Origin of the sequence: Hoyosella levis (assembly GCF_026008515.1) — a bacterium.
Classification (GTDB): Bacteria; Actinomycetota; Actinomycetes; order Mycobacteriales; family Mycobacteriaceae; genus Lolliginicoccus; species Lolliginicoccus levis.
Genome location: NZ_BQYM01000005.1, coordinates 103,553 through 117,522, shown reverse-complemented (window position 1 = coordinate 117,522; position 13,970 = coordinate 103,553). Strand labels below are relative to the sequence as shown.

General features: G+C 67.6%; 9 protein-coding genes. 2 read left to right on the top strand and 7 right to left on the bottom strand.

The genetic code is table 11. The features are described 5' to 3' along the window. Positions 1-16 precede the first annotated feature (16 nt). The 7 genes from QC765_RS07195 to dnaK all read right to left on the bottom strand — a co-directional run bounded on the left by QC765_RS07195 (position 17) and on the right by dnaK (position 8,559). On the bottom strand, positions 17-685 hold the full coding sequence (locus QC765_RS07195) for a TtfA family protein (protein WP_278313755.1): 669 nt from the start codon (positions 683-685) through the stop codon (positions 17-19). A 144-nt stretch (positions 686-829) separates the two neighbouring features. Then, positions 830-3,388 carry an ATP-dependent chaperone ClpB gene (clpB, locus tag QC765_RS07190; protein WP_278313754.1) on the bottom strand — a complete coding sequence of 853 codons (2,559 nt, stop codon included), beginning with the start codon at positions 3,386-3,388 and terminating at the stop codon, positions 830-832. Positions 3,389-3,585: 197 nt separating this feature from the next. Next, complete coding sequence (locus tag QC765_RS07185; RefSeq protein WP_278313753.1) at positions 3,586-4,293, bottom strand: TetR/AcrR family transcriptional regulator; 708 nt, start codon at positions 4,291-4,293, stop codon at positions 3,586-3,588. Positions 4,294-4,427: 134 nt separating this feature from the next. Beyond that, positions 4,428-4,829: a heat shock protein transcriptional repressor HspR gene (locus QC765_RS07180; RefSeq protein ID WP_278313752.1), complete on the bottom strand. Its 402-nt coding sequence runs from the start codon at positions 4,827-4,829 to the stop codon at positions 4,428-4,430. Beyond that, a complete protein-coding gene (dnaJ, locus tag QC765_RS07175) occupies positions 4,829-6,004 on the bottom strand; it encodes a molecular chaperone DnaJ (RefSeq protein ID WP_278313751.1) in 1,176 nt (391 codons plus the stop codon). The genes QC765_RS07180 and dnaJ overlap by 1 nt, the downstream gene beginning before the upstream one ends. Before the next feature lie 27 nt (positions 6,005-6,031). Further along, positions 6,032-6,721 carry a nucleotide exchange factor GrpE gene (gene grpE, locus QC765_RS07170; RefSeq protein ID WP_278313750.1) on the bottom strand — a complete coding sequence of 230 codons (690 nt, stop codon included), beginning with the start codon at positions 6,719-6,721 and terminating at the stop codon, positions 6,032-6,034. Beyond that, positions 6,718-8,559: a molecular chaperone DnaK gene (dnaK, locus tag QC765_RS07165; RefSeq protein WP_278313749.1), complete on the bottom strand. Its 1,842-nt coding sequence runs from the start codon at positions 8,557-8,559 to the stop codon at positions 6,718-6,720. Before dnaK ends, grpE begins: the two co-directional genes overlap by 4 nt. A 312-nt stretch (positions 8,560-8,871) precedes the next feature. Between dnaK and QC765_RS07160 the strand changes: the two genes are divergently transcribed. Continuing rightward, positions 8,872-10,263: a S1 family peptidase gene (locus tag QC765_RS07160; protein ID WP_278313748.1), complete on the top strand. Its 1,392-nt coding sequence runs from the start codon at positions 8,872-8,874 to the stop codon at positions 10,261-10,263. A 371-nt stretch (positions 10,264-10,634) separates the two neighbouring features. Continuing rightward, on the top strand, positions 10,635-13,952 hold the full coding sequence (locus QC765_RS07155; RefSeq protein WP_373876701.1) for a heterodisulfide reductase-related iron-sulfur binding cluster: 3,318 nt from the start codon (positions 10,635-10,637) through the stop codon (positions 13,950-13,952). Positions 13,953-13,970: the final 18 nt, after the last annotated feature.

Below are 13,970 nucleotides of genomic sequence, written 5' to 3'. Positions count from 1 at the left end.
GGGATGAGCCGGATGGCTAGCTATACGCACGCTCGCGGTGAGCGGGGGGAAGCACGCGCATCAGTCGCGCGAACTGGTGCAGGATCCCCTCGACGTCGTCCCATTCCGCCCAGCTCGTGTCCTGCGGGAAGCTAGCGAGGACCCACTCGCCCTCGGCCCAGATCACGTCCACGAAGTCCGGCACGATGTCCAGGAATGCCACGAGGCGCATGTCGGCGGTCCGTCGCGCCGCTTCCACGTCGTCGGAGAAGATCGTCCACTCCCCCACGGTCGCGGCCGCCGATGTTCCCGGGCAGGCGCTGGTGAGCGCTGCGCTCGCGGGGCGGCCTTCGGGGTCCGTCCGCGCGGCCTCGAACACGATCGCGGAGACGTGCTGCGCACGCACGGCGAAGATCGTCGCCGAGTCCTCCAGATCGAACAGGACTTGCTCCCCCACGCCCTCGACCGCGAGGCGCGGGACTCCCCGCACGACGTTGCCGCCATCGACCAGGGAGTGGCGACCGATCATTCCATGCTGCCACTGCGCCGCGATCCGCGGCACCTTGCGCATGAACTCGAGACCTCGCCGGGCGCCCCAGATACTGCGGATCTTCCTCCGCCAGGCGCGCCGACGACTGTCGATGCGCAGCAAGACAACGGCCCCCACGAGGGCCGCGATTCCAAGTAGAAACCACACCACAGCCATTGACGAGATGCTAGTCGCTCCCTGGGGCGGGAGCACCGTGCAAACACCCACGTCGAGATGCTTTCGCTGCCAATCCGATATTCAGGAACCTGGAGGGGGCGCCGCGGTCGCCCCGCAGCGCCCCCTCCGGGCATCGTCAAGCGCTCAGCCCAGCACCAGGGCATCACCATCCGCGCTCACGTTGACCGGCACGGTATCGCCATCGCGAACATCGCCGGCAAGCACCAGCTTGGCGAGCTGGTCCCCGATCGATTGCTGGATGAGCCGGCGCAGCGGCCGGGCACCGTAGGCCGGGTCGTAGCCACGTGCTGCTAGCCACTCGCGCGCGCCAGTCGAGACAGCGAGCTCGAGGCGGCGCTGCCGCAACCGTTCCTGGAGCACGCCGAGCTGGATCTGCACGATCGACTCGAGCTGCTCGCGCCCGAGCGCGTGGAAGACCACGATGTCGTCGAGCCGGTTGAGGAATTCCGGCTTGAACGCTGACCGGACGGCCGCCATGACCTGCTCCGCGCCGCCTCCCGCACCAAGATTGGAAGTGAGGATGAGGATGGCGTTGCGGAAGTCCACGGTGCGCCCCTGGCCATCGGTCAGGCGGCCATCATCGAGGACCTGCAGGAGGATGTCGAACACATCCGGGTGGGCCTTCTCGATCTCGTCGAACAGGATCACGGTGTAGGGACGGCGGCGGACCGACTCGGTGAGCTGGCCTCCCGATTCGTAGCCCACGTAGCCGGGGGGCGCGCCGACCAGCCTGGCCACGGAGTGCTTCTCGGAGTACTCGCTCATGTCGATGCGCACCATCGCGCGATCGTCGTCGAACAGGAACTCCGCGAGCGCCTTGGCCAGCTCGGTCTTGCCGACGCCCGTGGGGCCGAGGAACATGAAGGATCCGGTGGGCCGGTTCGGGTCGGCGATGCCCGCGCGGGCCCGGCGAACCGCATCGGAGACCGCCTGGACGGCCTGGTCCTGCCCGACGACGCGACGGCTCAGCTCGTCCTCCATGCGGAGCAGCTTCGCTGTCTCGCCCTCCATCATGCGGCCGGCTGGAATGCCGGTCCAGGCCGAGACGACGTCGGCGACATCATCGGGGCCGACCTCCTCCTTGAGCATGACGTGCGAGTCCGTGGATCCGCTGTCGTGGCTAGCCTGCTCGGCGGCGTCGAGCTTCTTCTCCAGCTCCGGTATCCGGCCGTAGCGCAGCTCCGCAGCCTTGCCGAGGTCGCCGTCGCGCTCGGCGCGCTCGGACTCGCCCCGCAGGTTCTCGAGCTGCTCCTTGATCTCGCGGACCGAGTCGATGGCGTTCTTCTCGTGCTGCCAGCGGGCGGTCAGGCCGGAGAGCTTCTCGCGACCGTCGGCGAGCTCCTGGCGCAGCTTGCCGAGTCGTTCCTTGCTGGCCTCGTCCGTCTCCTTCGCCAGTGCCATCTCCTCGATCTCGAGGCGTCGCACGATCCGCTCGATCTCGTCGATCTCCACCGGGCGCGAGTCGATCTCCATGCGCAGGCGCGACGCTGCCTCGTCGACAAGGTCGATCGCCTTATCGGGAAGGAAGCGCGCGGTGATGTACCGGTCCGACAAGGAAGCGGCGGCAACGAGCGCGGAGTCTGTGATGCGCACGCCGTGGTGCACCTCGTAGCGTTCCTTGAGGCCACGCAGGATGCCGACGGTGTCCTCCACCGATGGCTCGCCGACGACGACTTGCTGGAAGCGACGCTCGAGCGCGGCGTCCTTCTCGATGTACTTGCGGTACTCATCGAGTGTGGTGGCGCCCACGAGCCGGAGCTCGCCGCGCGCGAGCATGGGCTTGATCATGTTGCCCGCGTCCATCGCGGACTCGCCAGTGGCGCCCGCGCCGACGATTGTATGCAGCTCGTCGATGAAGGTAATGACCTGACCGTCGGAGCGCTTGATCTCATCGAGGACTGCCTTGAGGCGCTCCTCGAACTCGCCGCGGTACTTCGCGCCAGCGACCATCGAGGCAAGATCGAGCGCGACGACGGTCTTTCCGCGCAGGCTCTCGGGAACATCACCGGCGATGACGCGCTGGGCGAGCCCCTCGACGATGGCTGTCTTGCCGACGCCGGGCTCGCCGATGAGGACGGGGTTGTTCTTGGTGCGCCGGGAGAGGACCTGGATGACGCGGCGGATCTCGTGGTCCCGCCCGATCACTGGATCGAGCTTGCCCTCCCGCGCGCTCGCGGTCAGGTCCGTGCTGTACTTCTCGAGGGCCTGGTAGGTGGCCTCGGGGTCTGGGTTGGTGACCCGGGAGCTGCCGCGGACCGCTGTGAAGGCCTCGCGCAGGGCCTGGTCGGTGGCGCCATGGCGTTGCAGGAGGCGGGCCACGTCGCCACTCCCGGTGGCGAGCCCGACCATGACATGCTCGGCCGAGACGTACTGGTCGCCGAGCTCGGTAGCGAGCTTCTGGGCGGTAGTGATCGCGGCGAGCGCCTCGCGCCCTAGCTGGGGGGTGGCGGATTGCCCAGTGACCACGGGAATGCGGTCGAGGAGCTGGGCTAGCTCGGGCTCGACGACGGCAGGATCTGCTCCGACGGCCTTGAGCAGCGGTGCAGCGATGCCATCTGGTTGCTGGAGGAGGGCCGCGAGGAGGTGCTGCGGCCGGATGTCCGGGTTGCCTGCTGCTGATGCGTTCTGCATCGCGGTGGACAAGGCGGCCTGGACCTTGGTTGTGGGCGAGAAAGCGTCCATGTGTTCACACCCCTGTGACTCGACTGCTGATGTAGTGGGAGCGGGTTGCGGCGGCACCTGGTTGCTTGACAGGCACGACCGATCCTAGCTACTACAACGATCAAAGAGTTGAGTCTGTTCCACTCAAGTATCGAATGGGGGGAATGTGGCTTGCATCACATCAGTGGCAGGGGCACCACCCCACCACCAAGCCGCGGTCAGACAGCCTCGCGAACGGGCGAGTCGTCGCATCGCGACCGGGCGTCAGCGATGATCGCCGCGATGATCGGGCCAAGCGTGGCATCCAGGCTGCTCTCGTTCTCGAGCTCGAGCCAGCGCGGAGCAATGGACTTGAACAGGGGCATCCTCTCTGCCGACTCCTTGCCGAGATCAAGGAACCACGGGTCGGCTTCCGACGCCCTGACGGCCCGCAGGTTCAGCGCCACCGAGACGTTGCCGATCATGACCCGCCAGGCCGAGAGCAGCGCTAATCCGGCTTGCTTCTCGCTGAGGCCAGCCTCGCGCGCTGCTCCGAGGAACTCCTCGAGGAACCATAGCGAGTCTGGCCCGAATGCCGTGTTCGTGCTGAGGATCTCCAGGGACCAGGGGTGCTGGAGCATGATCTGCTGCACGAGCGTCGCGAGCCGCACCATCCGCTCCTGCGGATCATCGGGCAGCAGGGGCTGCGGCAGCTCGGCGCAGATTTCCTGCAGCACGGCCGAGAGCAGGTCCGCCCTGCCATCAACATGGTGATAGAGCGCCATCGGCGAGCTCTTCACTACTCCAGCGAGCCGTCGCATCGATAGCGCATCGGGCCCCTCGGCCTCGATGAGCTGCCGGGCAGCCTGGACGATTTCCTCGCGCGACAGCTTGGCCGTCGCGCCACGCTTATTGCCTCGCTTGCCGAGGTCATTGTTGGTAGCCACGTGGGTATTCTGCACTACACACCTCCGTTTGCCCCTAGAAATAGGGGCATATGTCGGTGAGTCTATTGAAAATCTCCCGAAATAGGTAGTGCATCCCGGCTAGTAGACGCGTTCTCCCAGGCATTGCTCGGCCGTCACTGCCTCCGGCGCTGCCAGACCACCAATGCATTGCTGCGCGGAAGCGGCACCAGCTCACCGCGCGCGGAGCGCAGCGCCGATACCTCGTCGAGCAGCTCCGAGATCCGCGCCTGAAGCGCCTCGACCTGGTTGGTGAGCTCGATTATCCGCTTGACCCCGGCGAGATTGACGCCTTCCTCCTGCGAGAGCCGCTGCACCTCCCGCAGCAGGTCAACGTCGCGCTGCGAGTATCGGCGACCGCCACCGCTCGCCCGGTGCGGCGTCACGAGCCCGAGGCGGTCATAGGTGCGCAACGTCTGAGCGTGCATGCCTGCGAGCTCGGCCGCCACGGAGATCGCGAACACCCCGATGGAGGGATCGGGCGGGCCCGGGACCGATGGGTCATGCCGATCAACCATCACGCACCCGCCCATCCGGCCCGCGGATCGAAACCACCGGCCCGCTCGGCCGCCGCATACTTCTCCAGGGCCTCCGCGGCATCAGCGGGCAACGAATCTGGCACCTTCACCGCTACCGTGACGAGCAGATCGCCCGGATCGCCGGCCTTGCGCGGGACGCCCCGCCCACGGACGCGGAAGATGCGCCCGTCCCCCGTGCCCGGGGGAACCTTCACACCGATCCGGCCATCGAGCGTCGGTACCGAAAGTGTCGTACCGAGCGCGAGCTCGCTGAAGGACACGGGGACCGTCACTGTCAGGTCCTGGCCCGAGCGATCGAGCACGGGATGCGGATCGACGTGCACGGTGACATAGAGATCGCCCGCCGCGGCACCGCGCATGCCGGCCTCGCCCTTGCCCGCGATGCGGATCTTCTGGCCATTGCTCACGCCCGGCGGAATACGGACGGTGATCGTGCGGCTCCGTGTTTGCACGCCGGTGCCCGAGCAATCAGCGCAAGGGCTGTCGATGATGGATCCGGTACCGCGGCAGTCCTCGCAGGGCTCGCTGAACCCGAACGCGCCCTGGTTGCTGCTGATCACGCCTGCTCCGTTGCACCTCCGGCAGGTTCGCGGAGCGGTGCCGGGGCGTGCACCACTGCCGTGGCAGGTGGTGCACGCCGCCGGGGAGGTGATGCGCAGCGGCACAGTGGTGCCGAGGATGGCGTCGCGGAACGTCAAGCGCGTGTCAGTCTCGAGGTGACGGCCTCGCTGCGGTCGGCGCGTGGCGCCAGGCTGGCCCTGCCGGTTGAACAGTCCCTCGAAGAGGTCGCCGAAACCACCGGCGCCTCCGCCGCCACCGCCGCCACCGAAGATGTCGCCAAAGCTGAAGCCTGCATCGGCATCGCCGGTGGACTGGTAGCCGCCGCGCGGATCGAATCCGCCAGGCCGATAACCGCCCCGGAACATCCGTCGCGCCTCGTCGTACTCCTTGCGCTTGGCGGGATCCGCCAGGATGCTGTGCGCCTCGGAGACCGCCTTGAACCGCTCCTCGGATTGCTTGTCCCCCGGATTCGCATCAGGGTGCAGATCGCGAGCGAGCTTGCGGTACGCCTTCTTGATCTCCTCCTGCGACGCATCCGAGGAGACGCCCAGGTCCTTGTAAAAGTCCTTCTCGAGCCATTCACGTTGAACCATCGGGCGCCCCTCCTTCCTCCAGTATTCCTACTCCGCGTCCTGGCTTCCACCAGGCGCGGCATCTTCATCGTCGCTGTCGACGACAGCGACCATCGCGTGCCGCAGCACCTTGTCGCCGAAGGTGTACCCCTGCCGGAGCACCTTTCCGACAACCGGCTCGCTGCCGCTGCCCTCGTGCTGCACGGCCTCGTGCAGGGACGGATCGAACGGCTCGCCCTCGCTGCCGAACGCGGCGAGGCCCTGGCCCTCGAGCACGGCCTGGAGCTTGTCGGCCACGGACCTCAGCGGACCCGATTCGAGATCGCCGTGGGCGCGGGCACGCTCGAGGTCATCGAGCACCCCGAGCAGCTCGACCACCACGGTGGCCTTGGCCGCGTTCTTCTCCGAGGCCCGGTCGCGCTCGACCCGGCGGCGGTAATTGACGAACTCGGCCTGCAACCGCTGCAGGTCCGCCGTCCGCTCGGCCAGCTGGGCCTCGAGCTCGCGGACCTGAGCGCCCTCATCCGCAGCCTCGTCCGCACCGGGCTCGTCCGCGGTCGCGCCCTCACCGGCATCGTCCCCGCTGGCGGCGGGCGCCGGGTCGACGACATCGCCCTCGAGGGGCGCGTCCGCCGCCGACCCAGCCTCGCCGTTCCGGGCCGTGCCAGTCTCGGGATCGATCTTCCGATTATCGGTGATCGTTACCGGTTCCTGATCACGTGCGTCGGATTCGCTCACTTGGTGTCCTTATCGTTGGGCTCGTCCACGACCTCGGCATCGACGACATCGTCGGCACCCTGGTCCGCGCCAGCGCCCTCGGCACCCTGCGCGTCCTGGGCAGCGGACTCGTACATCGCCTGGCCCATGGCCTGCGACTCGGTGCTCAGCGTCTCCATCGCGGACTTGATGGCCTCGGCGTCGGTGCCAGCAAGGGCATCCTGCAGTCCCTTGAGAGCGGTCTCGACCTTGCCCTTGGCCTCTCCATCGATCTTTTCCTCGTTGTCCTTGAGGAACTTCTCGGTCTGGTAGACCAGCGACTCGGCCTGATTGCGGACCTCGGCCTCCTCCTTGCGCTTCTTGTCCTCCTCCGCGTGCGCCTCGGCGTCCTTGATCATCTGGTTGATCTCGTCATCGGACAGGCTGGAGCCACCCTGGATCTTGATGGTGTTCTCCTTGCCGGTGCCCTTGTCCTTGGCGGTGACGTGGACGATGCCGTTCGCGTCGATGTCGAAGGTGACCTCGATCTGCGGGACGCCGCGCGGGGCGGGCGGGATGTCCGCGAGGTCGAACGAGCCGAGCAGCTTGTTGTGCCGCGCGATCTCGCGCTCGCCCTGGTAGACCTGGATCTGCACCGAGGGCTGGTTGTCCTCGGCAGTAGTGAAGGTCTCGGACTTCTTGGTCGGGATCGTGGTGTTGCGCTCGATGAGCTTGGTCATCACGCCACCCTTGGTCTCGATGCCCAGCGAGAGCGGGGTGACATCGAGCAGGAGCACGTCCTTGACCTCGCCACGGAGCACGCCAGCCTGCAGCGCGGCACCAACAGCGACGACCTCATCGGGGTTGACGCCCTTGTTGGGGTCCTTGCCCGAGAGCTCGCGGACGAGGTCGGACACGGCCGGCATGCGGGTGGAGCCACCGACGAGCACGACGTGGTCGATCTTGCCGATCGCGACGCCAGCGTCCTTGATGACCTGCTGGAACGGCGCGCGGGTGCGGTCGAGGAGGTCGGCGGTGATCTTCTGGAACTCGGAGCGGCTGAGCTGCTCGTCGAGGAACAGCGGGTTCTTCTCCGCGTCCACCGTGATGTACGGCAGGTTGATGGTGGTGCTCTGGCCCGAGGAGAGCTCGATCTTCGCCTTCTCGGCAGCCTCGCGGAGGCGCTGCATGGCCATCTTGTCCTTGGTCAGGTCGATGCCGTTCTGCAGCTTGAACTTGTTGACGAGCCAGTCGACGATGCGCTGGTCCCAGTCGTCGCCACCGAGGTGGTTGTCGCCCGCGGTCGCGAGGACCTCGACCACGCCGTCACCCATCTCGAGCAGGGACACGTCGAAGGTGCCGCCGCCGAGGTCGAAGACGAGGATGGTCTGTTCCTTGCCGGCCTTGTCGAGGCCGTAGGCGAGCGCTGCCGCGGTGGGCTCGTTGACGATGCGCAGGACGTTGAGGCCCGCGATCTGCCCGGCCTCCTTGGTGGCCTGCCGCTGGGCATCCTCGAAGTAGGCGGGCACGGTGATCACGGCGTCGGCGATCTCCTCGCCCAGGTACGCCTCGGCGTCGCGCTTCAGCTTCATCAGCACGCGCGCGCTGATCTCCTGCGGCGTGTAGTTCTTGCCGTCGATGTCGTTCTTCCAGTCGGTGCCCATGTGGCGCTTGACCGAACGGATCGTGCGATCAACGTTGGTCACGGCCTGGTTCTTCGCGGGCTGGCCGACGAGGACTTCTCCGTTGCGCGCGAAAGCCACTACCGACGGCGTGGTCCGCGCACCTTCTGCGTTGGCGATGACAACAGGGTCACCACCCTCGAGCACTGATACGACCGAGTTGGTAGTGCCGAGGTCGATTCCGACCGCTCGCGCCATGGTGTTCCTCCTTGTAGATATTCCTGACATCCGATCAAAGATGAGCGGATGCGACTCAAAGCTACGTGTGATTCGACGATCACGCCAGTCACCTGAGCCTATCCCGCTCAACCTTACATGGAGGATAACGGCCAGCCATCGGCGTTTTGTTCCCGGGCCACTGCACGCCAAGGGAGATCCACGCCACACTGCCGTCACGATCTCATGACGTCCCCCTCGCGCCCCTGTCCAGCAGGACCAGCAGAACATAGAGTTATTCCGGAGCCTGCCCTCACGCAGCGCCAACCCAAGAAAGGGCGACCAGAGCCAACGATGCGCACCTCACCACTTCGCCGCGCGGGCACCGCCGCGCTCGCTGCCCTCGCTCTCGGCATGGCCCCGCTCACCAGCGCGCATGCCGAGCCGGCCCCTGCCCCCGACGCAGCGGCCCTGCCCTCCGCGCTTGTCGAGGCCCTCGAGCGGGATCTTGGCATCACGGCAGAGGAATTCCTCGAGCGCTCCGCGATCGCCCAGGACCTCGCCGCCTTCGCGCAGGACCTCCGGGCCCGCTTCCCCGACGAGTTCGGCGGGGCCTGGCTCGACAATGGCGTGCCCACGATCGCCGCGACGACGAGCAATCTTGCCGAGGAAGCCGAGGAGGCAGGATTCGCCGTCACCGAGGTCTCGCGCACCGAGACCGCCCTGCGCGCTGAGCTCGCCGACCTCCAGAGGTGGATCGATGCGCTCCCCGAGCCGCTCGACGGCATGTTCCGGGGCGCCGTCATCGACCTCACCCGCAACGCCGTTGTCCTTGGCCTCGCTGAGAGCGAGCTCGGTTCCGCCATCGACCTGCCTGGCCTGCTCGACCGCGCCGGCGTCGTGCTGACGCCCGCCAACGATGTCGTCCCGGGCGAGGACACGATCGACGAGCAACCCCTGACAGGCGGCAGCGACAATCCACCGGAGGGCGCGCCAGAAGGACAGGACGCTGAGCAGCAGGTTCCAGGGCAGCAGGGCGTGGCCGATCGCGACCTCCCACCGGCCAGCACCACGGTCCCGCCGCAGCTCGAGGTCCTGGGCGGCGACGCGTTCATCGCCGGCAACGCCACCTCGCTGCGCTGCTCGCTCGGGTTCAATGGCATTACCGAGGACGGCAAGGCGGTCAACCTCACCGCGGGCCACTGCAACCCGGACGGCCCCGGCACCACGGGAACGCCCACCCGCTTCCTGCAGGGTCCCCTCGCTGGCCAGGTCTTCGGCAGCTTCACCGAGACGAACATGGACAAGGTCGACTTCGCGGTGATCACGATCGATGACGCGCACCAGGAGGCCTTCTCCTCCGCCGGGATCCGCGGCGGCGGCGACCTCCGCATCACCGGGACGGCGGACCCCGTGATGGGAATGCCCGTGTGCAAGTCCGGCGTCACCACCGGCTTCAGCTGCGGCGTGGTCACCGCCACCAACCTCACCCTGCAGATCGGCCCCCGCACCCTGGGCAACGCGTTCACCTCGAGCATCTGCGCGCTGCAGGGCGACTCGGGAGGGGCGATCATCAGCGGCACTCGCGCCGTGGGCATCTCCAGCGCCTCGGACGTGGGAGATTTCACATCGTGCTCCGCCGCCATCGAGGAGACCTCGATCTACGGGGAGACGCCGCTGCTCTACGCCACCCCGATCAATGACGTGCTTGCCCGGGTTCCTGGCGTCCGGCTGAACACCGAGTAGCGCATCGGGAGCACCGCCCGCGCTCGCCCTGGGATGGCTGGAAAGCCGACGATCCCAGGGCGTTCGCGCTGCCAGGGCACCAGAATCTTCAAGTTAGGCTCGCCTGCACGAAAGCAAGCCGGAGGGCACGTAATACCGTTAGGACAGACGAGTGTGCGCGCGATCAGGTGCTCATGCCCCGACTGGACCACGAAACGCTGGCACTAGGCGAGGCGAGCATGGGATGCGCAGGCCTCGCCGCGACACAACCGCACAGGAATACCCCGCGTCCCGCGAGAATCGCACCTTAAGTTACTCGCGGGTAACATAGGGGGAAGCGGACGGCTTACGGCTGGCGGCACACGCCGCCACGACAGAAAGGCCACGACGACATGAGCGACGTGACGCCCGTTACGCTGACGCTCGGCACCATCGCCGCAGTCGTCAGCATTCCATGCTGGATCATCTTCTGGGCCGGCGCCTGGAAGATGGTGCAGACCATCCGGCTCGGCCAGCCAGACGGAACACGCCTGTTCCCCGTCTGGCCGCGGTTCAAGCAACTCATGATCGAGTTCCTCGCCCACACCCGCATGAACAAGTTCCGTTCCGTGGGCTGGGCGCACTGGCTCGTGATGCTCGGCTTCCTCCTGGGAGCCTCGGCCTGGCTCGAGGCCTACGGCGAGACGTACAACCCGCACTTCCACTGGCCCATCATCGGTGACCTCTTTGTCTGGAGCCTCCTCATGGAGCTGCTCGGCATTGGCACCGTCGTCGGCATCATCGCGCTCATCATCGTCCGCCAGCGCAACCATCCACGCCGTCCCGACCGGATGTCACGCTTCTCCGGCTCCAGCTTCTGGCAGGCCTACTTCGTCGAGGCCGTCGTACTCATCGAGGGCCTTGGCGTCGTCTTCGTCCGCGCCTCCAAGTACGCCGTCTATGGCGGAAACGATATCTCCTACTTCGCTACGCGCTGGATCGCCGAGCTGCTTCCCGCCGAGCCGGTCCTGGTCTCCATCTTCGCCATGATCAAGCTGTTCTCCGGCATGATCTGGCTGCTCATCGTCGGCCGCTACATCACCATGGGCGTGGCCTGGCACCGCTTCTCCGCGTTCTTCAACATCTACTTCAAGCGCGAGGACGACGGCGGGGTCGCGCTCGGCGCCGCCAAGCCCATGATGTCCGGCGGCAAGGTCCTCGAGCTCGAGGAGGCCGACCCCGAGACCGACGCGTTCGGTGCCGGAAAGGCCGAGGACTTCTCCTGGAAGGGCCTGCTCGACTTCACCACCTGCACCGAGTGCGGCCGCTGCCAGTCCCAGTGCCCCGCCTGGAACACCGGCAAGCCCCTCTCCCCGAAGCTGCTGATCCTCTCGCTGCGCGACCATACTTATGCCAAGGCCCCCTACCTGCTCGCCGGTGGCCGCAAGGACATGGCCGGCGAGGAGATCGGCCTCGTTGACGCCGACGGCAACCCCGATGAGGAAGCCCTCGCCAAGATCCCCGAGGCTGCCCGCATCGAGGCAGGTCGACCACTCGTCGGCGAGGTCACCGGCGACCCCGCCACCGACGGCGTCATCGACCCCGAGGTCCTGTGGAGCTGCACCACCTGCGGCGCGTGCGTGGAGCAATGCCCCGTCGACATCGAGCACGTCGATCACATCATCGACATGCGCCGCTACCAGGTCCTCATCGAGTCGGCGTTCCCGTCCGAGCTCGCGGGCCTGTTCAAGAACCTCGAGGTCAAGGGCAACCCCTGGGGCCAGAACGCCAAGGACCGCGTGAAGTGGATCGACGAGGTCGACTTCGACATCCCCGTCTACGAGGGCGAGTTCGGCGACACCGAGTACCTGTTCTGGGTCGGCTGCGCCGGCGCGTTCGAGGACCGCGCCAAGCGCACCACCAAGGCGGTCGCCGAGCTCCTGCACATCGCAGGCGTCGAGTTCATGGTGCTTGGCACCGGCGAGACCTGCACCGGTGACTCCGCCCGCCGCGCGGGCAACGAGCTGCTGTTCCAGACGCTCGCCCAGCAGAACATCGAGACGTTCAACGACGTCTTCGAGGGCCGCGCGCAGTCGCAGCGCAAGATCGTCGTGACCTGCCCGCACTGCTACAACGCCATCGGCAACGAGTACCCGCAGCTCGGCGGCGACTTCGAGGTCGTCCACCACACCCAGCTGCTCAACCGGCTGGTGCGCGACAAGCGGCTCATTCCCGTCAACGAGCCGTCGAAGAGCATCACCACCTATCACGACCCCTGCTACCTCGGTCGGCACAACAAGATCTACGAGGCACCCCGCGAGCTTGTCTCCGCATCGGGCGCCACGCTCACCGAGATGCCACGCCACGGCGAGCGGTCCCTGTGCTGCGGCGCGGGTGGCGCGCGCATGTGGATGGAGGAGCACCTCGGCAAGCGCGTCAACGTCGAGCGCACCGACGAGGCCCTCGACACCAACGCCCAGAAGATCGCCACCGGCTGCCCGTTCTGCCGCGTGATGATCTCCGACGGCGTGACGGCCCGCCAGGAAACCGGCAAGGGCGAGGGCGTCGAGGTCGTGGACGTGGCAATGATGCTCCTCGAGGGCGTCAAGCGCGGAATGCCCGAGGGAGTCACCGTCGGCTCCAAGCGCTCCCCCGCCCGGGTCGCCGCCGCTGCCACCGCAGCACCCAAGGCGACCGCGGCCGTGGAGACCGAGCCCAAGGAAGCAGCACCCGCCGCGGGCAGCGATGCACCAGCAAAGCCTGCCGCGGCCAAGGCGCCCGCCAAGGGCGGATTGCAGGTCAAGGCCACCAAGCGCCCAGGCGCCAAGGCCGCCCCTGCAGCCGAGCCTGACGCGGCGAAGGACGAGCCGGCGGAGGACGAGCCGGCCAAGAGCGAGTCGGGAGCGCCTGCCAAGGCACCTGCAAAGGGTGGGCTGCAGATGAAGTCCGCGGCCAAGCGCCCCGGCGCCAAGGCCGCAGCACCTGCTGCCAAGCCCGCCGCCGAGGAGCCAGCTGCCGAGAAGCCAAGCGAGCCTGCGGAGGCAAAGCCGGCAGACGCCACGGACGACGCTCCGGCAAAGGCCGCGGCGGCACCGGCCAAGGCACCCGCCAAGGGCGGCCTGCAGATGAAGGCCGCGGCCAAGCGCCCCGGCGCCAAGGCCGCCGCTCCCGCTGCCAAGCCCGCCGCCGAGCAGCCAGCCGCCGACAAGCCAGCGACGGAGGAGCCTGCACAGGACAAGCCAGCCCAGGAGAAGCCTGCTGCGGCGAGCAAGCCAGCCGCCGAGCCGGAGGCCCCGAAGGCCGAGACGCCCCAGCCGGAAGCAACCCCGAAGGAAGCTCCGGCAAAGGCGCCTGCCAAGGGCGGGCTGCAGATGAAGGCCGCTGCCAAGCGGCCAGGGTCCCAGGCCGCGGGTTCCGCGAAGCCCGCGCCGGAGAAGGCTGCTCCAGCAGAGCCCGCTCCGGCAGAGGCAGCCCCTGCAGAGTCGGCTCCTGCAGAGTCGGCCCCGGAGAAGCCGGAGCCGAGCGAGGCACCCAAGGCTGCCGAGCCCAAGCCCGAGGCGGAGCCCAAGGCACCAGCGGAACCAGCTTCCGATGATGCTGCGAGCACGTCCGATGAGTCGTCGACCGGCAAGCCCGAAGCGGCCGACAAGCCAGCTTCCGATGACAAGCCCAAGCCGAAGGGCCTCGGGATCCAGCCCGGCGCCAAGCGTCCCGGACAGGGCGCCAGCTAGCCTAGCCAGGCAATAGCA

What these genes read in the sequence shown, in the direction of transcription:
- QC765_RS07195 (WP_278313755.1), bottom strand. Translation starts at nt 685, where the DNA reads ATGGCTGTGGTGTGGTTTCTACTTGGAATCGCGGCCCTCGTGGGGGCC.
- clpB (WP_278313754.1), bottom strand. Translation starts at nt 3,388, where the DNA reads ATGGACGCTTTCTCGCCCACAACCAAGGTCCAGGCCGCCTTGTCCACC.
- QC765_RS07180 (WP_278313752.1), bottom strand. Translation starts at nt 4,829, where the DNA reads ATGGTTGATCGGCATGACCCATCGGTCCCGGGCCCGCCCGATCCCTCC.
- dnaJ (WP_278313751.1), bottom strand. Translation starts at nt 6,004, where the DNA reads ATGGTTCAACGTGAATGGCTCGAGAAGGACTTTTACAAGGACCTGGGC.
- dnaK (WP_278313749.1), bottom strand. Translation starts at nt 8,559, where the DNA reads ATGGCGCGAGCGGTCGGAATCGACCTCGGCACTACCAACTCGGTCGTA.
- QC765_RS07160 (WP_278313748.1), top strand. Translation starts at nt 8,872, where the DNA reads ATGCGCACCTCACCACTTCGCCGCGCGGGCACCGCCGCGCTCGCTGCC.
- QC765_RS07155 (WP_373876701.1), top strand. Translation starts at nt 10,635, where the DNA reads ATGAGCGACGTGACGCCCGTTACGCTGACGCTCGGCACCATCGCCGCA.